Raw genomic sequence first — 21,112 nt, 5'->3', positions numbered from 1 at the left:
CCCGTTTTTGTGTTGCGCCACTCGAAAGGATGGATATGGAGAAAACTGCAGAGCAGCTGCGCCGCGAGCACATTGCTCTAGAGGGCGACACCCATGGCAAGAACAAATGGGCGATTCTGTTTACCGTGCTCATCATGACGTTTATGTCGTGTCTGGATTCGACCGTCGTGACCGTGGCGCTGCCCGTGATGCAAAAGGAGCTGGGCGTGGGCCTCGATCGCATTCAGCTGGTGAGCTCGGTGTATCTGCTTGCGACGTGCGTGGCTATGCTGCCGTTTGGCCGCCTGGGCGACGTGCGCGGCAAGGTCGGCGTATTCCAGCTGGGCGTAATCGTCTTTACGGCCGGTTCGCTGCTTTGCGGCCTTTCGGCCTCGCTCGAAGTTCTTATTCTGGCACGCATCGTTCAGGGCGTCGGTTGCGCGGCGGCCATGGCCAACAACATGGGTATCATCACCGAGTCGTTTCCGGCTCGCGAGCGCGGTCGTGCCATGGGTATTCTTGCGACCTTCGTGGCCCTCGGCATGATGTGTGGCCCCGTGCTCGGCGGCATGCTGGTGGCAAGCTTTCCCTGGGAGAGCATTTTCCTCATCAACCTGCCCATCGGCGTCATCTCGTTTATCGTGGGGCTCTACACGCTGCCGCATGTTAAGCCGGAGGCCGGCGAGCGCCCCATGTCCCTGATCGAGGCTGCTCGTCGCTGCTTTGCAAATTCGGCCTTCACTATCAACCTTGCCTGCATGCTCATCGTGTTCGTTGGCATTGGCGCATCCGAGTTTATTCTGCCGTTCTATTTTCAGGACGCCCACGGCTTTGGTTCTGACATTTCCGGACTGCTCTTTTTGGCACTGCCGATGGTGAATGCCTTTATCGGACCGCTTTCGGGTACGGTTTCGGACCGTGTTGGCTGCGAGGGCCCCACGGCGGTCGGCCTGGGCGTGTACGTATGCGGTCTTTTTGCGGTAAGCACGCTCGATGAGCACTCTTCTATCCCTGTGATCGTGTGCTGTGTCGCGTTTATGTCGTGCGGTACGTCGATTTTCCAGAGTCCTAACAACTCGCTGTACATGGGCTCGGCTCCGCGCGAAGCGCTCGGCTTTGCGGGCAGCCTGGGTAGCCTGGCGCGCTATGCGGGTATGGCAGTGGGCATTACGGCGGCGTCGCATATCCTGTATGGGCAGATGAGCGTGGCGATGGGCGAGGCCGTGACCAGTTTTGTTGCAGGCCGTCCGGATGTGTTCCTGTTTGGTTTCCGTTCGGTGTTCTACGTGCTCATGGCTGTGGCCGCTGTGGGCTTTGCGCTCGCCATGGTGCGTTTGGTGAGGATCCGCGTCCGCTATTAGCGTCTTGGGAGGCTGTATGCCACGAATTGGGCCTATCTACTGGTCTTGCAGCTTTATGGTGCGATGCGGCTTGTGGGGCGGGCGGGGGTCGGTCCGTGGTAGACTATCGAACAACGTTTATTAATCGCGCGGTATCGTTGCCGCGAGAAGGGGTTGCGCCATGCAGGAGCTTGAGGATCGTATTCGCCATGACGGCATCGTAAAGGCCGGTAATGTCCTTAAGGTTGATGCCTTCCTCAACCACCAGTGCGACGTTGAGCTGTTTGACCACATGGGTGCCGAGTGGGCCCGTCTGTTCGAGGGCGTCGAGATCAACAAGATCCTGACGATCGAGGCTTCGGGCATTGGCATGGCTTGCATCGCGGCCCAGCATTTTGGCGGCGTGCCGGTTGTCTTTGCCAAGAAGGCGCAGTCCATCAACCTCGACGGCGAGCAGTATGCCACGACCATCTACTCCTTTACCAAGCAGAAGGAGTACCCGGTCATCGTTGGCAAGCGCTTCCTGTCCGAGGGCGACAAGGTCCTGATTATCGACGACTTCCTGGCCAACGGCTGCGCGCTCGAGGGCCTAATCAAGATCTGCGAGGCTGCGGGTGCCGAGGTGTCCGGTATTGGCATTGCGGTGGAGAAGGGCTTCCAGGGCGGTGGCGATAAGCTCCGCGAGCGCGGCTTCCGCGTTGAGAGCCTGGCCCGTATCGCCGATATGGACTGCGAGACCGGCGAGATCACCTTCGCCTAAGCGCGCGACACAAGCGATTGGTATGCGATGTGACAAAGGGACTGTCCCTTTGTCACATTTTTTGTATGAGGGGAGGTGTTGATATGGATGAGAACAAGATGGGGTGGCGCGAGTATGCGCACTATGCCGAGATGTCGGTCGAGGAGTTGGCGCGCGATTGCGAGGTGCAGGTGTTTCGCGCGACGGGCCCGGGTGGGCAGGGCGTGAACACGACGGACTCAGCGGTGCGCATGAAGCATATCCCTTCGGGGATTACCGTGACGGCGCGCGAGAGCCGCAGTCAGTTCCAAAACCGTAGCAGCTGCCTGCGTAAGCTGCGCGCTGAGCTTGAGCGTCGTGGACGTCCGCCGCGCCGACGCGTAAAGACCAAGGTGCCTCAGCGCTCTCGCCAGCGCAGGCTCAACGACAAACACTTCAACGCCATTAAAAAGGCCAACCGACGCAAGCCGGGCGGGGAGGAATGATCTTCTCAATAAGTTGCGGTGAAATAGGGACTGTTTGGCGGCTTTAGCTGCATAAACAGTCCCTATTTCACCGCAACTAATGAGGGGTTAGCGGGTGGGGCGCCAGACGTGGAGGGCGCCGGTGAGGATGTCGACCTCGATGCGTGAGGCGACAACGGGCTCGCCGTCGGCCTGGATGGGGTAGTCGGGCTCCTCAAAGGTGAGCTCGGCATGGCGACAGCGGCGCATGCGAACCGGTGGCAGCTTGGTGTGGTGGCCATCTTTGGCCGAAAGGAACATGGGAAGTGCGACCGCGCGCGGAACGGGGCCGCAGGCGTAGCAGACGTCGAACATACTGTCACAGGGGTCGGCGTCGGGGCAGATGCGATAGCCCGAGCCATAGGTAGGACCCAGCTGAATCGCCATGATGATCGCCCTCACGCGCTCGGCGGGCGCCCCGTCAAAGCTGACGGTCATGGGGTAGTTGCGATAGCGTAGGCCAAACTGCTCAAGTCCCGAGAGGGTGTAGAGCGGCGCGCCGGTGAGACCCGTCTTTTTGCGCAGCTCGGTGGTGCCCAGGCCGATGGCGGCATCGATGCCGATCGAAAGCGTCTGGTCGAAGTACTCAACGGTAGCCTCGCCGCTGCCGCTCGCAGGGCTCCAAGAGCGAATGCGCCCGATGTCCTGACGCTGCGGCTCGCAGGTGAGCAGCGCGCCAAAATCCTTGCCGGAGAAATCGTCGATGCCGAGCGTCTGGGCAAAATCGTTGCCGGAGCCCACGGGCAGGACGGCAAGAGCGGGGCGGGTGTCCTCCTTTTGCGTCATAAGCCCGTTGACGACCTCGTGGATCACGCCGTCGCCGCCGAGTGCGATAACGGTGCGATAGTCCGTTGCCTGGGCGGCCAGCTCTTTGGCGTGTCCCATGTGCTCGGTAAGCACCAGGTCAAACTGGGATGCGCGTGCAGTCATGTCCAAAAAGCGCTGCAGGCGCTCGGCAACTTCGCGCGCCGCACCCGACTGGGCGGCTGGGTTGGCGATGATGAGCGTGCGACCAAAATCAGTTGCGTGCATGGGGCGGCTCCCGGCGTGTGACATGGCAGTGCGGTCGCGCTCAGGTCGAATTGCCCCTGATTGTGGCTGCACGGCGATTATTACATCTACTCTATCAGGTCGTTGTGGCGCTCGATAGCATCCGCTACCGTACCACCCTCATCCACAATAAGCGAACGGCGCTTGGGCGAGATGATGCGCTGGGCGGGGTACACGCCGCGGTGTCCGGCGGTTAGGTAGCTGATAAAGGCCACGATGACAAAGAACCCGGCGGCCGTGCCGTGGAACAGGTCGATGGCCATCATGCAGGTGGTGATGGGCACGTTGAGGCCGGCGCAGAACACGCCGAGCATGCCGAGAGCCGCCAGAAAACTGGGGTCGAGCCCGGTAAGGCAACCGATCCAGCCACCGAGTGCCGCGCCGATGCCAAACAGGGGCGTGACCTCGCCGCCTTGGAAGCCCGCGCCCAGGGTGAGCGCCGTTACGACGAGCTTGATGGCGGCGTCGGCGAGGGTAGTCTTGCCGGCAAACCCGGCACCCGAAAGCCACGTGGAAAGGCCGGCATACTCCCAGGCGTCAAGCATCGCATAGACCGCGAGAACCACGAGCGCGCCGATGAGTGCGCGAACGAGGTAATTGGTGATAAAGCGACCGTACAGGCTCTTGACGGTTCGAACCGACCAGGCAAAGAGGCGTGCCGTCAGACCGAAGATAATGGCGCTGATAACAACGATGACAACCGTTTTGGGTGTCATGTTGGGAACGCTGGCGATGACATTCGCCTCGTACTCGGTTCCCAAGGCAAGCGACGTAAAGTAGCCGGTAAACGAGGCGACCAGGCAGTAAATGCCCGCGGTGTAGTCGATCTTGCCGATAAAGCACATCTCCATGCCAAAGAAAGCTCCGGCAAGGGGCGAACCGAATACGGCGCCAAAGGCCGACGAGATGCCGGCGAGTATGAGGTCGTGATGGTCATGCTTTTCGAGGTGGGCGAGGCTCGAGATGTTGCTGGCGATGGTGCCGCCGATCTGCACCGCGGCTCCCTCGCGACCGGCCGATCCGCCCGTTAGGTGCGTGAGCGTGGAGCACACAAACGTGAGGACGGCCATGCGCATATGGATGAGGCGTGTGCCCAGAGCGGAGTCGATGACCAGGTTGTTGCCACGCTTGGCGGCGAGACCGTGGTTTTTGTACACCCATGCGGTGGCAACGCCCACAACGGGAAGCAGCGCGTAAATCCACACATGGTGCTCGCGATAGTCGGTCGCGATATTCAGCGAGGCCAAAAACGCCCAAGCGGCAACGCCCATGGCGAGCGAGACGATGACGACGAGTATGAGCAACTTGGCGCTCGCGAATAGGTTGCGGACGTTGCGGCGCGTGTCGACAGCCAAGAGATGCTCGGAGCGGGTGAGCTGATGCCTGCCTGCCATGATGACGTCGTTAAGGGAGAAAAAGCCGCCGGCGTCGAGCGGTTGGGAATGATCCTGCGCCTCGTTTGCGCTTTCGGGTTTGTCGTTATGAGCCATATGTTCCTCTTTTAGGTTGCAACGCAAGCATTATAAAACGCGGTAAACGCGACGAGCCGGTGGGTTGGTTTCTATTCTGTTTCGCGGCCTGCAACCGACAGGTGTATTTGCGGGTACGGGCCGAGTCGCGGTCGTGCGTCGGGGGATTATACTGAGACAAGCATAAAGAATCGGCGCCCCTGTTGTGCGCCGTGGCATTAAGAGGTGCATATGGCAGAGAAACTCATTCCGCTGGATGACGCACAGTCGATTGTCCTGTCGCACGTTACTCCGACCGATCTCGTCGAGATTCCCGTGTGGCAGGCCGCCGGTCTTCCCTTGGCCAAGGATGCGGTGGCCGATATCGACATCTCGCCGTTTGCCAACAGCGCTATGGACGGATATGCCGTGCGCTCGGCGGACTTGGTGCAGGCATCTGGCGATGCGCCAGTGACGCTCGACGTTATCGGACACGAGGCCGCGGGTCATGTGTTTGGGGGCACAATCGGCGCGGGCGAGACAGTCCGCATCATGACGGGCGCGCCGGTACCCGAAGGTGCCGATGCCGTGGTGAAGTACGAGATCGTCGACGTGCTCGATGGCGACGGCAACGAGGGCTCGCACGTTCGCTTCTCGGCGCCTGCCAGGGTAGGGGAGAACGTTCGCTCTGCCGCCGAGGAGGCTCATGCCGGCGATGTTGTGATGCACGCCGGCGAGGTCGTGGCTCCGGCGGGCGCGGGTCTGCTGGCAAGCGCCGGATACGCGAGTGTGAAGGTGCACGCTGCCCCACGCGTGGGCATTATCTCGCTAGGCACGGAACTGGTCGCACCGAGTAAGGTACCGGCGCGCGGTCAGATTCGCGATTCCAACTCCTCGGCGCTGATGGCCGAGGCACTCGATGCCGGCGCCGAGCCCGTGTTCTACGGCATTGCGCCCGATGATGAGCAGGCGATTGCCGAGCTGGTGCATCGTGCCGTGCAGGAGTGCGATTTTGTCATTACGAGCGGTGGCGCCTCGGCGGGCGATTACGATTTCGTGACGGCGCTCGTCCGGCGCGAGGGCGAGGTGCTGTTTGACCGCATCTCGATGCGCCCGGGCAAGGCCATCACGTTTGGCTTGCTCGCAGGTAAGCCCTACCTGGGGCTTTCAGGCAATCCGGCCGCGGCGTATGTAGGCTTTGAGATGCTTGCCCGTCCAGCGATTCGCAAGATGCGCGGCTTTGTCGAGGGCGTGCGTCCCGTGCAGCAGGCGACGCTCACACACGGCGTGAAAAAGCGACAGCATCGCCGCTTCTTCGATCGCGCCACGGTTTTGCGCGACCCCGAGACCGGTGAGTTGTTGGTGACCGAGGCCAAGACGCAGAATTCGGCGCTGCTTGGAACTATGCAACGGGCCAACTGCCTGCTGCGTATTGACGAAGGACCGTGCGAGCTCAAGGCGGGCGACGTCGTGGATGTCGTGCGTGTCGACCTGCCTGAGGGCACGGTGCTATAGGAGGAATGCTATGGAGTTGAAGATTTCGATTGTGACGTGCTCGGATACGCGCGATCTTGGCCAGGACGAGGCTGGAGCCGCACTCGAGGAACTCATCGAGGCACAGGGATGGACGGTCGCCTCGCATGTGGTCGTGCGCGACGACGCCAGCGAGATCGGTGATGCCATTGTGGAAGCCGCCGATGAGTGCCACGCCAATGTCGTGCTCACCTGCGGCGGCACGGGGCTTTCGATGCGCGATGTAACGCCCGAGGCGACGCGTGCCGTCTGCGACCGCGATGTGCCGGGTATTGCAGAGGCAATCCGTGCGTACTCCATGACCAAGACGCGCCGCGCTATGCTCTCGCGCGCCGTGTGCATGCAGCGTGGGCATACGCTTGTCATCAACTTTCCGGGATCCACGAAGGCCGCCCGCGAAAGCTGGGAGGCCATAGCGGACCAGCTGGAGCATGCGGCCCAGATGACGGCGGGCGGCGGGCACGCCAAATAAGCGCACTACCTGCGGCGGAGCGACCTTACGGGCTGCTCCGCCTTTGTTTTCCGCCGAAGCGACGCCGAGATGCTCGGTAACTCGAAACTATATTCTCTGGCGAGAATAATTTCACACTATCATTATTCGCGCGAAAGTATAATCTAATTACAGATTAAAGCCCGCGGTGGGGTACCCGGGCACAAGGTCCGAAAGGGTTGAATATGTTCGATATGGTTTCACGCCGCGGTTTTGTCTCGCTTTCTGCTGTCGCCGCTGCCGGCCTTGGTCTTGCCGGCTGCTCGGGCAGCAAGACGTCCGAGCCGGCCGGATCCGATGCCGGTTCTGCTAAGGCATCTTCCAAGAAAGCTGTCGAGCTGCAGGTCTTTGCCGCCAACTCGCTCGAGAAGGCCCTGCCCGAGGTTCAGGAGCTCTACACCGAGCAGACCGGCACCACCTTTGCCGACACGCAGTTTAAGGCCTCCGGCGACCTCGTTGAGCAGATGCGTGCCGGCGCCACGGTCGACGTGCTCATCACTGCTTCCAAGGGCACCATGGATGACGCTGAGACCGCTGAGCTCGTCGACACCGACACCCGCGAGGATATGTTCGTCAACGACCTCGTGATCATTCGTGCCGAGGGCTCCGACACCAAGGTCGAGGCCATCGCCGACGTCGCGAACCTGGACGGCAAGATCGCCATTGGCGACGCCAAGACCGTCCCCGCCGGCAAGTACGCCAACCAGGCTCTGGCCTCCGTGGGCCTCTACACCGGCACCGAGGGCGACGACGGCGAGTATACTCCCGAGATCGCCGACAAGGTTGCGCTGGCCGACAAAGTTGGTACCGCCGCCGCCTATGTGTCCACAGGCGACTGCGTGGCTGGATTTGTCTACAGCTCCGATATCTTCCGCTACGACGGCATCGAGGAGGCCTTCGTGTGTCCCGAGGACTCGCACAAGCCCATCGTGTATCCGGGCGCTGTCGCCGAGAGCTCCGAGCATGCCGACGAAGCCAAGGCGTTCATCGACTTCTGTCTGACCAACAAGAAGGCTCAGAAGATTTGGGCTAAGTACGGCTTTGAGCTTTCCGCGTAGTGCGGCTTGGCGCGATAATTCCATCGTTTTGTGTTTCACTCCGTCCTTGTATTCGCTTGGAGCTTTTCGTGCTTAATAGATTCCGCATGCTTGTCGCCTGTGCTTTGACCTTCGTGCTTTGCTGGGTGCCGGGATTTGCGTTTGCTGGGGACGCTGAGGACGGGGCCCAGGTTGCTGCGACCGCTCATGGGCTTTCCTATGGGATCGAGGGTTTTGAGCGGTTGGCCAAGGGGACCGCTCGTGCCATGGAGAGCCAGCCTGAGGGCTACCGGTTTCCCGTTGACGAGGACGTGGACCTTGTGGTGGCGCCTGCTGCCGATCGCGTTGTGGTGTGGATATCGCCCAAGGCGGTCGAGAAGTTTGGATTGGATCTGCAGGACAACGAGTGTGTATCGGGTCTCAAGGTCCTCGTCTGTGAGCTCGACAGCGCAAACTGCATGGGAGGTGCGCAGTTGGGGGACGTGGATCTTCCTTGGTATGTCACGGCGGAAACAACGTTTGATGCCGGCGGGTATACCTATAGCTTTGACGAGCGCGGTGCGGATGGGGACCGTTATGTGGTGATTGCATCAGCCTCGGGTGATGCCAAGGGCGGCGCGCGTTGGCTTGATAGCGCTCACATGGTAGAAGCATCGTCTGTCGTGTTGCGGGATGAGCAGGGGCCCTTGACCTCTCTGGCTTCCTTTTTGGGCGACATCGACTATCGCCCGTTTTGGGTGTCCATTAAAACGAGCGGTCTTGCCCTGGTGATCGCGTTTGCGCTGGGCCTGTTCGCCGCGTGGAAGACCATGGGTACCTCGAGTCGCATCAAGGGCCTGCTCGATTCGGTCTTTACGATTCCTATGGTGCTGCCGCCTACGGTGTGCGGCTTTTTGCTGCTTATTCTGTTTGGCCGTTCGACCGGGGTGGGCCAGTGGCTCATCGCGCACGGCATCTCGATCGTCTTTACCTGGCCCGCGGCGGTCATTTCGGCCGTCGTTGTGTCGTTTCCGCTGGTCTACCGCACGGCACTCGGAGCCTTCGAGAGCCTCGACACGCAGATGCTCGATGCGGCACGCACGCTGGGCTGGTCCGAGCGTCGCATCTTCACCAAGCTCATGATGCCGCTTGGCTGGCCCTCGATTGCCGCCGGCACGGTGCTCGCCTTCGCGCGTGCCATGGGCGAGTTTGGCTGCACGCTGTTCTTTGCGGGCAACTACGCCGGCATTACGCAGACCATCCCCATCGCCATCTACTTTGAGTGGATGGGCGGCAACACCTCGGTGGCCCTCTTTTGGGTCGCCGTTGTGATTGTGTTTAGTTTCCTGGTCATCCTGTTCGTCAACATGTACACCGCGCATTCGCAAAAGTATCGCGAGCGGGGCCTTTCGCGTGCGAAGCACAAGCAGGCCAAAGAGCTCGCCGGACAGGGCGATTCGCTCGACCCGGTGGGCGGCGACGCCCTGCGTATCGATCGCGAGGCGCTGGCCGAGCTCATGCGCGAGGATGCCGCTTCGCAGGGAGGTCGATAGGCCATGTCGCTCGTTCTGGATATTAAAAAGCGCTATCCCGGGTTTATGCTCGACATGCAGCTTGAGGCCGGCGAGGAGCGTGTGGCGCTGCTCGGTGCCTCGGGTTGCGGCAAGAGCTGCACCTTGCGCTGCATTGCCGGTGTGGAGACGCCCGACGAGGGCAAGATCGTCGTCAACGGCGTGACCTTTTTTGACTCGGCGGCGGGCATCAACCTGTCGCCCCAGGAGCGCAAATGCGCCCTGCTGTTCCAAAACTATCAGCTGTTTCCCAACATGACGGTGGCCGATAACGTATGTGCCGGCGTAAAGGACGCGGGCGACGCCGCGGCGCGTAAAAAACTTGCCGAGCGCTACCTGGGCATCTTTGGCCTAGCCGATTTTGCCGACCGCTATCCCGCGCGCCTCTCGGGCGGTCAGCAGCAACGTGTGGCGCTTGCCCGTATGGTGGCGGCTCACCCGGGCATCTTTATGTTCGACGAGCCCATGAGCGCACTCGATTCCTATCTTAAGAGCGCCCTCGAACAGAACATGCTCGACCTGTTCGATGTATGCAACCGCACCGTGCTCTATGTGAGCCACGACATCGACGAAGCGTGCCGCCTGTGCCAGCGCATCTGCGTGATGCACGACGGGCATGTTGAGGAGATCGGCTCCGTCGAGGACGTGGTCCGCCGTCCGCAGACGCTGGCGGCGCTGCGCCTGACGGGCTGCAAGAACACAAGCCGGGCGCGCAAGATCGGCGACGAAGAAGTTGAGGCGCTCGATTGGGGCATGACCTTTAACGTGGGTCGCGAGGTTCCCGATAATGTGGCGTACCTGGGCATTCGCGCGAGCTACTTCCATGTGGACAACCGTGCCGAGCGGGGTCGCAACAGCTACGACCTGCACGTGGCGCGCGTGAGCGATTCGCGTTTTGAGCGCCTGGTGCTGTTGGATGCGCCGCGGGCCGATGCGCCAACGCGTCTGCAGTGGAAGGTCAACAAATTGAGCGTACCAGCGGATGGGTTACCGCAAGAAGGCGAGACCCTGCGTATGCATTTTGATGCCAGCAGGATCCATCTGGTTTGTCGGTAGCGCCGGGTAATGCCGTCGGGGATATAAGTCTCGGCGGCTTTGTCTTGCCGTTCGCCTAATGGGGAATGACAAACTCTTATCAACACAGATAATTATTTATTAAACGGCGGCACACGACGCTGTCGTACGAATGTCAACGGTGTTCGCATGGTCGATGACCGTTGATATAGTTGACCTTAACTTGTAAAGGAGGACGCGCACATGCCGCAGACGACATACGTTCGCCGCGTTGCCGCGCGCGCCCTGTATATGGCTCGGAGTCGCATATGAGCAGGTATGTTCACGGCTCCGGGAGAGACGACGCACAACTAAATAATCGACCGCAAAGCAGGTCCCCCAAAATTCCGGGTTTAGGCACGGCTGGGTTTTCGTCGCCCACCGTGCAGCAATACCGTAGTTATCCGTATTTGGTTCGAGAGGGGAACCGTCATGGCTGAAGAATTCGATTTCCATCCGATGTGGGAGAGCCTCGGCATGAATCTTGCCGATCACGACATGCTGCTGGGCGCTGTGGGCCAGATGTACGGCGATATGTTCCTGACGCAGAACAATCGCCCCAAGTCCACGTCCTACCTGGATTTTGTCGCCACCAACATCCACAGCGGCCGTATTAAGGAGATGCTCGACAAGAGGGAGGCCAGCGAGGCCACCAAGATCGTCGGTTCGTTCTGTGTGTACGTGCCCGAGGAGATCGTGCTTGCCTGCGATGGCATCCCCGTTGGCCTGTGCTCGGGTGCCGACTGGGCGACCGACAAGGTCGAGGAGCATCTGCCGCGCAACACCTGCCCGCTCATCAAGAGCTTTGCCGGCTTTAAGCTGGGCGAGGTCTGCCCCTACATTGAGTCGAGTGATCTGGTGGTGGGCGAGAACACCTGCGATGGCAAGAAGAAGGCCTACGAGTTCTTTGCCACGCAAAAGAACATGTACGTCATGGATATCCCCAACGTGCACGACGAGTCGACGCTCGTGACCTGGAAGGCCGAGGTTAAAAAGCTTGCCGCCAAGATCGAGGAAGAGTGCGGCGTCAAGATTACGCCCGAGCGCCTGAAGGCTGCCATCCACGCCGTCAACGAGAAGCGTCGCGCCCTGCAGCGTCTGGCTGCCACGCGCGCTGCCGATCCGGCGCCCATCAGCGGTCTCGACAGCCTGCTGACCGTTCAGGCCGCCTTTATGGACGACACGCCGCGTCTGACCGGAGCCATCAACGAGATGGCCGCCGAGTGCGAGCAGCGCGTTGAGGCCGGCGAGGGCGTGGCGCCCAAGGGGACCAAGCGCATCCTGTACACCGGCACGCCCATGGCCGTGCCCAACTGGAAGCTGTTCAACCTCATCGAGAAGGCCGGCGGCGTTGTGGTAGGCGAGGAGTCCTGCACGGGCTCGCGCTACTACAAGGACCTGGTCGACGAGTCCGGTGAGACGGTCGACGAGATGCTCGACGCCATCGCCGAGCGCTACTTTAAGATTAACTGCGCCGTCTTTACGCCCAACGATCAGCGTATGAAGGACATTGTCCAGATGGCCAAGGACTTGCATGCCGACGGCATCGTCGACGTGGCCCTGCAGTTCTGCACGCTCTACGAGATGGAGTCGTTTGCCGTGGAGAAGGCTGCCGAGGAGGCCGGCATTCCGTTTATGCACATCACGACCGACTACGCCGGCGAGGATGCAGGCCAACTGCAAACCAGGATTGAGGCTTTCTTGGAAACCATTTAGGGGTATCCGTCCCGGCGGCTTCCCCAGGCACCCGATCTTGCCGTTCAAACCATCGTTTGCGTACCAAAGTACGCGGCGCTTCTCTTTCACGGCAACCTCGGGCACCTGGGAAAGCCGTTTCCTTGGTTGGTCAAAAGGTTTGTTAAGGAGTTATATGTCGGAAAATATGGAGCAGCCGTTGCCATCCACGTTTGAGGAGTTCAACGAGCAGCGCAAGGCGGCGTTTATTCGTGTCAAGGATTACAAGCAGGCGGGCAATCGTCTGGTCGGCTTTTTGTGCAGCTATACGCCGCTCGAGATTATCGATGCCGCGGGCGCCTCGAGCGTGGCCCTTTGCGGTACGTCCGATGAGGTGATTCCCGAGGCCGAGAAGGTGCTGCCGGCAAATCTGTGTCCGCTCATCAAGTCGACGTATGGTTTTGCCTATTCGCAAAAGTGCCCGTTTACGTACTTTAGCGACATGATCATCGGTGAGACCACCTGCGACGGCAAGAAGAAGATGTACGAGCTACTCAACGAGCTCAAGCGCACGCACATTCTGCATCTTCCGCAGGGTCGCGATCGCGCCTACGAGCGTGAAGGCTGGTACGAGGAGTGCTGCCTGCTCAAGGAGGAGCTCGAGAACTTCTACGGCATCACGATTACCGACGATGACCTGCGCGCTGCCGTCCGTCGTCGCAACCGCTTGCGTGCGGCCCAGCTCGAGATGTTTGCGCTGTAGGCCAACCAGCCGGCGGCCATGAGCGGCGTCGACCTGATGAGCACCATGTTTGCCGGCACGTTCAGCTTTGATATCGAGGCCTATGCGCAGCAGCTGGAGCAAAAGATTGTCAAGCTGCGCGAGGCCTACGACGCGGGCGAGCGCCCGGTCGCGGCGGATGCCAAGCGCATTCTGATCACCGGCTGCCCAGTGGGTGGCGTAATCAACAAGATCGGTCGCACCATCGAGTCCAACGGCGGTGTGGTCGTGTGCATGGACGACTGTTCGGGTGAGCGCACGGCGGCCATGATGATCGACCCGGAGGCTCCCGATATCCTGCGCGCCATCGCCGACCGTTACCTGGACATCAACTGCTCGGTCATGACGCCCAACGACGGCCGTATGGAAAATACGCTGGCCATGTGCGAGAAGTACCATGTCGATGGCGTGGTAGAGAGCGTGCTACAGGCCTGCCACACCTTCAACGTTGAGAGCGCGCGCATGCAGGGGGCTGTCGAGGGTGTGGGTATTCCGTATATGAAGATCGAGACCGACTACAGCAACGGTGACATGGGCCAGATCGAGACTCGCATCGCCGCCTTCATCGAAACCCTCTAGCTTCCTCAGGCACCGGATCTTGCTCCTCAAACCGTCGCTTGCGTACCCAAAGTACGCTGCGCTCCTCTTTCGGGGCAATCTCCGGCACCTGAGAAACCTAGAGCTAAGGCGCCTGAACGCGCAGCTGTCTTTGATGTTTAGATTGGGAGAGAGCCATGATAGGGATCGGGATCGATATCGGGTCTACGGCGGCTAAGGCTGCTGTGGTCGACGGGGAGGGTTCGGTGGCGTGGACGTGCGTGCAGCCAACCGGGTTCTCCTCGGTCGATGCTTCCGAGCGGCTGCGCGAGGCGCTGGCAGCGGCCGGCTATGACGTGGCAGCCGACGATGTGCGTGTGGTCGCGACCGGCTACGGTCGTGTCGCCGTGCCCTATGCGCACAAGGTCGTGACCGAGATCACCTGCCACGGTACCGGTGCCGTGCGCCTGTTTGGGGATCACGGCACGGTGATTGACGTAGGCGGCCAGGACACCAAGGTCATTCAGCTTAAAAGTGGCCGCGTGGCCAAGTTTGCCATGAACGACAAGTGCGCCGCCGGCACGGGGCGCTTTTTGGAGATCATGGCCGATCGCCTAGGCATTTCCCAGCAGCAGATGGCTGACCTGGCGCGTTCCGGCGAGCCCACCAAGATCAGCAGCATGTGCACGGTGTTTGCCGAAAGCGAGGTTATCAGCCTGATCGGTCGCGGTGAGCCGCGCGAGAACATTGCGCGTGGCGTGATCGACAGCGTGGTCTCGCGCGTGGCGACCATGGCCGGGCAGGCCGCGGGCGCCCCGTACTACCTGACCGGTGGCCTGTGCGAGAACGCCTTCGTGGTGGAGCGGTTGGGCGAGCTGCTGGGGTCGCCGGTGACCACCTCGCCCCAGGCTCGCTTTGCCGGTGCCATCGGCGCGGCGATTCGCGCACAGGCGCTCAATTAATGCATCCGCCGCAGGCTCGCATTCATGCGTATACTGGGAGAAAATGATTGACCGATGAGAGGAGGTATCGATGGCTGACGATCAGATTAAGCTCACGTCTATGACTGCCGCGAGCGGTTGAGCCGCAAAGTTGGCTCCTGGAGCCCTCGCCCAGGTCCTGGGCGATTTACCCAATGTGCATAACGACAACTTGCTCGTGGGGTTCGATACCTCCGACGATGCGAGCGTCTTTCGCGTTGGCGATAACTTGGGTCTCGTGCAGTCCATCGACTTCTTCCCACCGATGGTCGACGACCCGTTTTTGTTTGGCCAGATCGCCGCGGCAAACTCGCTGTCGGACATCTACGCCATGGGCGGGCGGCCGAGCCATGCCATGAACTTGCTGTGCATCCCGAGCTGTCTGGGCGTTGAGGTTGCCGGTCAGATTCTGGCGGGCGGCGCCGACAAGTGCGTCGAGGCGGGTTGCTCCATCGCGGGCGGTCACACCATCAACGACGACGAGCCCAAGTACGGCCTGTCCGTGAGCGGGTTTGTCGCGCTCGACCGCATGCTCGCCAACAGCGGCGCGCGCGTGGGCGATGCGTTACTGCTGACCAAGGCGGTTGGCTCGGGCATCATCACCACGGCCATTAAGGGCGAGCTCATCGAGCAGGACGAGGCCGCAGCCATGTTTGACTCGATGCGCACCCTCAACGAGGCTCCGATTCGTCTGGCCGAGGGACTTGAGCTTCACGGCTGCACCGACATCACGGGCTTTGGCCTGATCGGGCATGCGTGCGAGATGGCCGAGGGCTCGGGCGTGCAGATTGAGCTTGCGTCGGGGGCGGTGCCGCTCTTTGACCAGGTGCTCGACATGGCGCGTTTGGGCATTATCCCCGCGGGCTCCTACCGCAACCAGGACTTCTTTGGCCCGCGCGTGACGGCCGACGAGGACCTTGAGCCGGGCATGCTCGACGCGCTGTACGACCCGCAGACGTCTGGTGGCCTGCTTATCGCGGCACCTGCTGCCGATGTGGATGAGCTTGCGCGCCGTCTGCATGCCGAAGGACGTATTGCCGCCGTCGTCGGTCGCGTGTGCGAGTCGGTGCCAGGCGGTCCTGCCGTCCACGTTGTTCGCTAGCCCGCACGTTTATGTAACTGTTTACCGTTCTCTTGAACGGTTCTTTCGAAAGGAAAAGCTATGTCTACCAAAATTGAAGTCAATGCCATGGGCGATGCCTGCCCGCTGCCCGTCGTCAAGACGCTCAAAGCCCTGAAGCAGCTCGATGGCGAGGGCGCCGTCGTGACCTCGGTCGATAATGAGACCGCCGTCAAGAACATTTCCAAGATGGCGCAGGAGAAAGGCTGCACGGCCTCGGTCGAGAAGGTTTCTGACGCCGAGTGGCACGTGACCGTGGCGACCTCTGGCGCCGTTGCCGTGGCCGATCCCGAGCAGGATGGCGCTGCCTTCTGTGATGCCAGCGCCGGCAAGGGCAAGCTCGTCATTTCCGTCTACACCGACTGCATGGGCCGTGGCGACGACGAGCTGGGCCACAAGCTCATGAAGGCGTTTATCTTTGCCGTGACGCAGCAGGAGGAGCTGCCCGCGACCATGCTGTTCTACAACGGCGGCGCCAAGCTCACCGTCGAGGGCTCGCCGGTGCTCGACGACCTGAAGGGTCTGGCCGAGCAGGGTGTCGAGATTCTCACCTGCGGTACCTGCCTCGATCACTATGGCATTAAGGACCAGCTCGCGGTGGGCGAGGTCACGAATATGTACGTGATTGTGGAGAAGATGGAGCAGGCCGTGCGCGTCGTGCGCCCGTAGCGTATTGGTTGGAGTTGCCATGAGGGAGAAGCGCCCGGCGCTTGTCATCACGTTTCCCACCACGGCGGCCGCCATGGGCTGCGAGTCCCTGTGCATTGAGCGCGGTCTTCCCGGGCGAACGATTCCCGTACCCGGGGAGGTCGCTGCCGGCTGCGGTCTGGCGTGGAAGGCGTTGCCTGCCGATGAGGAACTGCTGCGCGGCGAACTCGCCGCGGCGGGCGTTCCCACCGAGGACTTTACGGTGATTGATATGTGGGAGGTCGTGCGATGATCTACCTAGATAACGCGGCGACGACCATGCACAAGCCGCAGACGGTCATCGATGCCGTGACGCAGGCGATGTGCTCGCTCGGCAATGCCGGACGCGGCGCCACGTCGGGTGCCCTCGATGCCGCTCGTACGATTCACGGTTGCCGCGCCAAGCTCGCGCGCCTTTTGGGTTGCCCGAGGGCGGACCATGTGTGCTTTACGCCCAACTCTACGGCGGCGCTCAACACCGCCATCAACGGGGTGGTGTGCCCCGGCGACCGTGTGGTCACGACGGTGCTCGAGCACAACTCCGTGCTACGTCCGCTTAACCGCCTGGCGGTAGAGCGGGGCGTGACCGTTGAGCATGCGGGCTGCGATGCGAGCGGCGCGCTCGACTACGACGAGCTCGAGCGGCTGGTGACGCCTGACACGCGTGCCGTAGTGGTGACGCACGCCTCCAATGTGACCGGCAATGAGGTCGACATTGCGCGCGTGGCCGCCATGGCCCATGCGGCCGGCGCGCTGGTGATCGTCGATGCCTCGCAGTCTGTCGGCACGGCGCATATCGATATGCAGGCCATGGGGCTCGACGTGGTGTGCTTTACTGGCCACAAGGGACTCATGGGTCCGCAGGGGACCGGCGGGCTGGCCGTGGCGGAGGGCATTGACGTGTGGCCGTGGGCCATGGGCGGCACGGGCGTGCACAGCTTCGATGCGCTGCAGCCGCTTGAGTGGCCCACGCGTCTTGAGGCGGGCACGCTCAACGGCCACGGCATCGCGGGCCTTTCTGCCGGCCTCGACTTTATCGAGGCGCAAGGCGGGGTCGAGGCGATCGCGGCGCATGAGCGAGCGCTGGCTGATCGCTTTCTCGCTGGCGTGCGCGAGATTCCGGGGATTAAGCTCTACGGTGCGTTTGACCAGCCCGTGCGCTCGGCGATCGTCTCACTCAACGTGGGTGATATCGACTCTGCCGAGATCTCGGACGCGCTCATGCAAGGGTGGGGGATTGCGACGCGCCCCGGCGCCCATTGCGCTCCGCTCATGCACCGCGCGCTCGGGACCGAGCGCCAGGGTGTCGTTCGCTTCTCGTTTGGGTATTTCAACACGGACGAGGAAGTCGATACCGCGATTGACGCTTTGCGCGATTTAGCCTGCTAAAGCTGCTAGACCGTTTATACTTGCGGGATGGGTGTTTTTGCCCGTCCCGTTTTTGTTTCGACCCGAAAGGTGTGCCTATGGCCTCATCCGCACCGCGCGGTCTGCGCTTCGACCATGTCGTTACCGTCGGCATTGCGCTGTTCTCGATGCTCTTTGGCGCCGGTAACCTCATCATTCCGCCATTGCTGGCGCTCCAGGCCGGCACGGCCACACCGCTTGCCATGGTTGGCTTTTTGATTGCCGCCATCGGCCTGCCCGTTATGGGCTTTATCGCCGTGGCGCTTGCCGGAACGGCGCGCGAGCTTGCCGGCCGCGTGCACCCCAAGTTCGGTGAGTTCTTTGTCGCGGCGGTCTATTTAGCGATCGGCCCGTGCCTGGCCATTCCGCGTACGAGCTCCACGGCCTTCGAGATGCTGGTGCCGCTGCTGCCCGAGGGCGTCTCGCTTGGCACGGCTCGCCTGGTGTTTGCCGTTGGCTTCTTTGTCGTCGCGTTTGCGCTCACGCTGCGTCCGGGCGTCATCACGCGCGTGCTCGGCCGCATTACGGGCCCCGCGCTCATTGCGCTCATCGTGCTGGTTGTGGGTGCCGCCGTGGTCTCGCCGTTGGGTCCCGCTGCCGCGCCTCAGGCTCCCTACAATGCCGGTGCCGCCGTGCAGGGCTTCTTGACCGGCTATCAGACCATGGACCTGCTCGCGTCACTCGCCTTCGGCATCATCATCGCCGAGACCATCCACGAGTTGGGCGTTACCGATGACAAACGCGTGGCCTTCGAGATTTCGCGTTCCGGTGTGATCGCGGGCGTGCTCATGGCCGTCATCTACTGCGGTTTGGCCCTTGCCGGTATGCAGCTCGGCACCGTGATGTCCGACGCCACCAACGGCGCCGCCATTCTCGCCCGCTCGGCCTCCATGCACTTTGGGCTTGCCGGCACGGTCGTGGTCTTCGCCATCTTCTTCCTCGCCTGCATGAACGTGTGCATCGGCCTCATCAGCTGCTGCGCGCGTTACTTCTGCGAAACGTATGTGGTTAAAGGGGGAGCGGAGGCCTCCGAGGAGGCCATGCGCCGTCCCTTTGCGATTCTCGCCTTTGTGTTCGCAGCGTTTTCGTGCGTGCTCTCCAACGTGGGCCTCGACGTGATCCTCATGTTCTCGGTGCCCATGCTCAACGCCTTGTATCCCGTCGCCATCGTGCTGGTCCTCATGGGTTTGGTACACGGCTTTTGCGACGCTCATCCGCAGGTGTGGATCTGGGTCGGCGGCGTCGTCGCGGTGCAGAGTGTGATCACCTCGGTCCGTGATGCGTTCTTTGCGGGCGCGTGGCTGCCGCTCGATGCGCTACCGCTGGCGGATATCGGTGCCGCGTGGGCGCCGGTTGCCGTGGTGGCATTTGTGATCGGTCTGCTCCATAGTCGTTTTGTTGCACATTCGAGGAGCTAAGGCATCAATGCTTGCACAGGCGGGGAGTCTCCCCTATAATTTCCTTCGCTTTGGGACACGCAAGGTTTAGACCTTAGCTGCTCAACACCTTCGGGACGTGGCGCAGTTTGGTAGCGCGCCTGCTTTGGGAGCAGGATGTCGCAGGTTCAAATCCTGTCGTCCCGACCATATCTTGCGGGCGTAGTTCAATGGTAGAACCCCAGCCTTCCAAGCTGATGACGCGGGTTCGATTCCCGTCGCCCGCTCCATAGGATATCTTTAACGGCTTTGGCTCCTTTTGGTGCCAGAGCCGTTTTCATATACATGCCGGGGACCCCACATCCCCACCTAAGTTGCGGTGAAATAGTTCCTGGATTAGCCGCAAAAGCTGTTATCCAGGAACTATTTCACCGCAACTTATTGAGGCCGAGCGGGCTGGGTCGATGATGGGTTCTGTTGTCGAGAAGATGAGGGCAGCCGGTCAGGAGTCTGCGTAGGGTTTTGTGGTTGGTATACCGTAGCCGCGCATCATGGAGCCGAACGCTTTGACATCGTAGGTGTCTGAGAGCTTGAAATGAATGACGTTGTGGCCCATGGCACGCAGGTTCGCGTCGCGCATGAGGGCAGCTCGATAGGTTTTTGCCGCAGTATGTCCCGGATCATTTTGGGACTCGTCCTCAAACTTGCCTAGTCCATGCAGCTCAGCCAGCATCCAAGAGCCGTTTGGCATCTGCCAGCCGTAATCTGCCAAATAATAGCCGGCGTTTCCCGGTCGAGTGATTTCAACCTGTAGTTCGGGTGTGGCAACTCCCGCCAGAATCATTGCCGCCCGTGCCTCGGATTCTCCACCGTTATCCGATCTGCCATCCATATGTTCAAAAACGTCAAATGCGCGTGCGATGCCATGCAGTCCGCGGCAGTTCGCTTGTGCATATGCACGCAATTCTACACGCTCGACACCGTACTCACGAGCCAACCCGTCGACATAGCCTAGTGCATATCGAAAAGCGCTCGTTCGGGCGATGTCGACCACCGTGCGATATGGATCCGTTAACGTAAACGGGCCGAGCTGCCATACGTCGCCCGGCCGCCAGCGTCGGTATTCAACGAATTCGTACATATCGCGTCTGGTGGAACGCGGCAGCAGCACTTGCACCTTGTCGAGAAGCGAATATGCAGAACCGATGCCATAGAGCAGTGCCGCCGTTGCTCCACAAAACACGGCATCCGGTTCAACGACCGCAATAGCGGATGCCAATTGAAAGATGCGATCTTCGACGCCGAGATCATTCCAATACGTGGGATCAGCGTAGACATGGTTGTAGAGTCGAATAATCATCTCTTTTTGCATGAGCGCGTAGGCACAGCGTTCATCCCATTTTTTGGTAGCTACAAACAGGTGCCCGCCATGATGGGCCTCGAATAACCGGAAGAACAGCTCTAATTGCGGTTTGGAACAGCGTTTATCATGACTCATTTTCGACCCCATGGTCTCGAGGGGGAGTGAATGACACTACGCTATCCCATATTTGGCCCGCCAGACCTTGCCATGAACTGACCAAAAGCTTGACGGGGCAGGTCAGAGTCATGAGTCGGAGCCAAACATATCGGCAAACGGTTGATTAGTGCCCCTCGGCGGCACTAAAAACCACCCTTACAGAAAGTTGCGGTGAAATAGTTCCTGAAAGGGGGTGCGGACGATTTCTTGGACCGCGCCTAGGCGTATCCAATGGAGTGGGAAGGATAAACTGGACTTTCTTTTAAGGATCCTCAAGCGTATTGCCGCTCGTATTCCACTGGAGACATG

General features: G+C 61.0%; 18 protein-coding genes, 2 tRNA genes and 1 pseudogene. 18 read left to right on the top strand and 3 right to left on the bottom strand.

Going from position 1 to position 21,112, the window contains the following annotated elements; all coding sequences use genetic code 11:
• Positions 1–35: 35 nt before the first annotated feature.
• From I2F59_RS08685 to I2F59_RS08675, 3 genes are all read left to right on the top strand, one after another.
• On the top strand, positions 36–1,340 hold the full coding sequence (locus I2F59_RS08685; RefSeq protein WP_195503892.1) for an MFS transporter: 1,305 nt from the start codon (positions 36–38) through the stop codon (positions 1,338–1,340).
• Between the two features lie 160 nt (positions 1,341–1,500).
• On the top strand, positions 1,501–2,079 hold the full coding sequence (locus I2F59_RS08680; RefSeq protein ID WP_022095227.1) for a xanthine phosphoribosyltransferase: 579 nt from the start codon (positions 1,501–1,503) through the stop codon (positions 2,077–2,079).
• A gap of 83 nt (positions 2,080–2,162) precedes the next feature.
• Complete coding sequence (locus I2F59_RS08675) at positions 2,163–2,543, top strand: peptide chain release factor family protein (RefSeq protein WP_195503891.1); 381 nt, start codon at positions 2,163–2,165, stop codon at positions 2,541–2,543.
• Positions 2,544–2,630: 87 nt separating this feature from the next.
• Here I2F59_RS08675 and I2F59_RS08670 read toward each other — a convergent pair whose 3' ends face one another.
• Both I2F59_RS08670 and I2F59_RS08665 read right to left on the bottom strand, forming a co-directional pair.
• Positions 2,631–3,593 carry a diacylglycerol/lipid kinase family protein gene (locus tag I2F59_RS08670; protein WP_195503890.1) on the bottom strand — a complete coding sequence of 321 codons (963 nt, stop codon included), beginning with the start codon at positions 3,591–3,593 and terminating at the stop codon, positions 2,631–2,633.
• Positions 3,594–3,679: 86 nt separating this feature from the next.
• Complete coding sequence (locus I2F59_RS08665; RefSeq protein WP_195503889.1) at positions 3,680–5,101, bottom strand: chloride channel protein; 1,422 nt, start codon at positions 5,099–5,101, stop codon at positions 3,680–3,682.
• Between the two features lie 210 nt (positions 5,102–5,311).
• On the opposite strand from I2F59_RS08665, the gene I2F59_RS08660 reads away from it, so the two are divergent.
• The 15 genes and pseudogenes from I2F59_RS08660 (at position 5,312) to I2F59_RS08590 (ending at position 19,574) form a co-directional block, all read left to right on the top strand.
• On the top strand, positions 5,312–6,574 hold the full coding sequence (locus tag I2F59_RS08660) for a molybdopterin molybdotransferase MoeA (protein ID WP_195503888.1): 1,263 nt from the start codon (positions 5,312–5,314) through the stop codon (positions 6,572–6,574).
• Between the two features lie 10 nt (positions 6,575–6,584).
• Positions 6,585–7,064: a MogA/MoaB family molybdenum cofactor biosynthesis protein gene (locus tag I2F59_RS08655; RefSeq protein WP_195503887.1), complete on the top strand. Its 480-nt coding sequence runs from the start codon at positions 6,585–6,587 to the stop codon at positions 7,062–7,064.
• Between the two features lie 203 nt (positions 7,065–7,267).
• The gene (gene modA, locus I2F59_RS08650) at positions 7,268–8,140 is read left to right on the top strand and encodes a molybdate ABC transporter substrate-binding protein (RefSeq protein WP_195503886.1); all 873 of its coding nucleotides are present in this window, start codon (positions 7,268–7,270) and stop codon (positions 8,138–8,140) included.
• Between the two features lie 68 nt (positions 8,141–8,208).
• Complete coding sequence (gene modB / locus I2F59_RS08645; RefSeq protein WP_271755778.1) at positions 8,209–9,651, top strand: molybdate ABC transporter permease subunit; 1,443 nt, start codon at positions 8,209–8,211, stop codon at positions 9,649–9,651.
• Positions 9,652–9,654: 3 nt separating this feature from the next.
• The gene (locus I2F59_RS08640; protein ID WP_138112235.1) at positions 9,655–10,725 is read left to right on the top strand and encodes a sulfate/molybdate ABC transporter ATP-binding protein; all 1,071 of its coding nucleotides are present in this window, start codon (positions 9,655–9,657) and stop codon (positions 10,723–10,725) included.
• Positions 10,726–11,154: 429 nt separating this feature from the next.
• Entirely contained in the window at positions 11,155–12,438 is a 1,284-nt protein-coding gene (locus I2F59_RS08635; RefSeq protein ID WP_195503885.1) for a double-cubane-cluster-containing anaerobic reductase, read from the top strand.
• Positions 12,389–13,756: pseudogene (locus I2F59_RS08630) on the top strand (double-cubane-cluster-containing anaerobic reductase). The gene I2F59_RS08635 and the pseudogene I2F59_RS08630 overlap by 50 nt, the downstream one beginning before the upstream one ends.
• 155 nt (positions 13,757–13,911) lie before the next feature.
• Entirely contained in the window at positions 13,912–14,676 is a 765-nt protein-coding gene (locus I2F59_RS08625; protein ID WP_055286143.1) for an acyl-CoA dehydratase activase, read from the top strand.
• A gap of 70 nt (positions 14,677–14,746) precedes the next feature.
• Positions 14,747–15,796, top strand: coding sequence for a selenide, water dikinase SelD (gene selD, locus I2F59_RS08620; RefSeq protein WP_082421864.1), 1,050 nt, complete (start codon positions 14,747–14,749; stop codon positions 15,794–15,796).
• A gap of 60 nt (positions 15,797–15,856) precedes the next feature.
• Positions 15,857–16,483, top strand: coding sequence for a sulfurtransferase-like selenium metabolism protein YedF (gene yedF / locus I2F59_RS08615; protein WP_055286145.1), 627 nt, complete (start codon positions 15,857–15,859; stop codon positions 16,481–16,483).
• A 19-nt stretch (positions 16,484–16,502) separates the two neighbouring features.
• Entirely contained in the window at positions 16,503–16,754 is a 252-nt protein-coding gene (locus I2F59_RS08610; RefSeq protein WP_055286147.1) for a DUF3343 domain-containing protein, read from the top strand.
• A complete protein-coding gene (locus tag I2F59_RS08605; protein WP_195503884.1) occupies positions 16,751–17,890 on the top strand; it encodes an aminotransferase class V-fold PLP-dependent enzyme in 1,140 nt (379 codons plus the stop codon). The genes I2F59_RS08610 and I2F59_RS08605 overlap by 4 nt, the downstream gene beginning before the upstream one ends.
• 77 nt (positions 17,891–17,967) lie before the next feature.
• The gene (brnQ, locus tag I2F59_RS08600) at positions 17,968–19,326 is read left to right on the top strand and encodes a branched-chain amino acid transport system II carrier protein (RefSeq protein WP_195503883.1); all 1,359 of its coding nucleotides are present in this window, start codon (positions 17,968–17,970) and stop codon (positions 19,324–19,326) included.
• 91 nt (positions 19,327–19,417) lie between these two features.
• A tRNA-Pro gene (locus I2F59_RS08595) sits at positions 19,418–19,494 on the top strand.
• A gap of 6 nt (positions 19,495–19,500) precedes the next feature.
• Positions 19,501–19,574 (top strand) — tRNA-Gly (locus I2F59_RS08590).
• A gap of 212 nt (positions 19,575–19,786) precedes the next feature.
• Here the strand turns inward: I2F59_RS08590 and I2F59_RS08585 are convergent.
• Positions 19,787–20,782, bottom strand: a complete 996-nt coding sequence (locus I2F59_RS08585) for a hypothetical protein (RefSeq protein ID WP_195503882.1) — start codon at positions 20,780–20,782, stop codon at positions 19,787–19,789.
• Positions 20,783–21,112 lie beyond the last annotated feature (330 nt).

It is taken from the genome of Collinsella aerofaciens (assembly GCF_015556945.1).
Taxonomy (GTDB): domain Bacteria; phylum Actinomycetota; class Coriobacteriia; order Coriobacteriales; family Coriobacteriaceae; genus Collinsella; species Collinsella aerofaciens_AO.
This window is presented reverse-complemented; position numbering and strand designations above follow the sequence as displayed.

Excerpts from the sequence above, each read along its gene's own strand:
- I2F59_RS08685 (WP_195503892.1), top strand. The coding sequence starts at position 36 with ATGGAGAAAACTGCAGAGCAGCTGCGCCGCGAGCACATTGCTCTAGAG.
- I2F59_RS08680 (WP_022095227.1), top strand. The coding sequence starts at position 1,501 with ATGCAGGAGCTTGAGGATCGTATTCGCCATGACGGCATCGTAAAGGCC.
- I2F59_RS08675 (WP_195503891.1), top strand. The coding sequence starts at position 2,163 with ATGGATGAGAACAAGATGGGGTGGCGCGAGTATGCGCACTATGCCGAG.
- I2F59_RS08670 (WP_195503890.1), bottom strand. The coding sequence starts at position 3,593 with ATGCACGCAACTGATTTTGGTCGCACGCTCATCATCGCCAACCCAGCC.
- I2F59_RS08665 (WP_195503889.1), bottom strand. The coding sequence starts at position 5,101 with ATGGCTCATAACGACAAACCCGAAAGCGCAAACGAGGCGCAGGATCAT.
- I2F59_RS08660 (WP_195503888.1), top strand. The coding sequence starts at position 5,312 with ATGGCAGAGAAACTCATTCCGCTGGATGACGCACAGTCGATTGTCCTG.
- I2F59_RS08655 (WP_195503887.1), top strand. The coding sequence starts at position 6,585 with ATGGAGTTGAAGATTTCGATTGTGACGTGCTCGGATACGCGCGATCTT.
- modA (WP_195503886.1), top strand. The coding sequence starts at position 7,268 with ATGTTCGATATGGTTTCACGCCGCGGTTTTGTCTCGCTTTCTGCTGTC.
- I2F59_RS08640 (WP_138112235.1), top strand. The coding sequence starts at position 9,655 with ATGTCGCTCGTTCTGGATATTAAAAAGCGCTATCCCGGGTTTATGCTC.
- I2F59_RS08635 (WP_195503885.1), top strand. The coding sequence starts at position 11,155 with ATGGCTGAAGAATTCGATTTCCATCCGATGTGGGAGAGCCTCGGCATG.
- I2F59_RS08625 (WP_055286143.1), top strand. The coding sequence starts at position 13,912 with ATGATAGGGATCGGGATCGATATCGGGTCTACGGCGGCTAAGGCTGCT.
- yedF (WP_055286145.1), top strand. The coding sequence starts at position 15,857 with ATGTCTACCAAAATTGAAGTCAATGCCATGGGCGATGCCTGCCCGCTG.
- I2F59_RS08610 (WP_055286147.1), top strand. The coding sequence starts at position 16,503 with ATGAGGGAGAAGCGCCCGGCGCTTGTCATCACGTTTCCCACCACGGCG.
- I2F59_RS08605 (WP_195503884.1), top strand. The coding sequence starts at position 16,751 with ATGATCTACCTAGATAACGCGGCGACGACCATGCACAAGCCGCAGACG.
- brnQ (WP_195503883.1), top strand. The coding sequence starts at position 17,968 with ATGGCCTCATCCGCACCGCGCGGTCTGCGCTTCGACCATGTCGTTACC.
- I2F59_RS08585 (WP_195503882.1), bottom strand. The coding sequence starts at position 20,782 with ATGAGTCATGATAAACGCTGTTCCAAACCGCAATTAGAGCTGTTCTTC.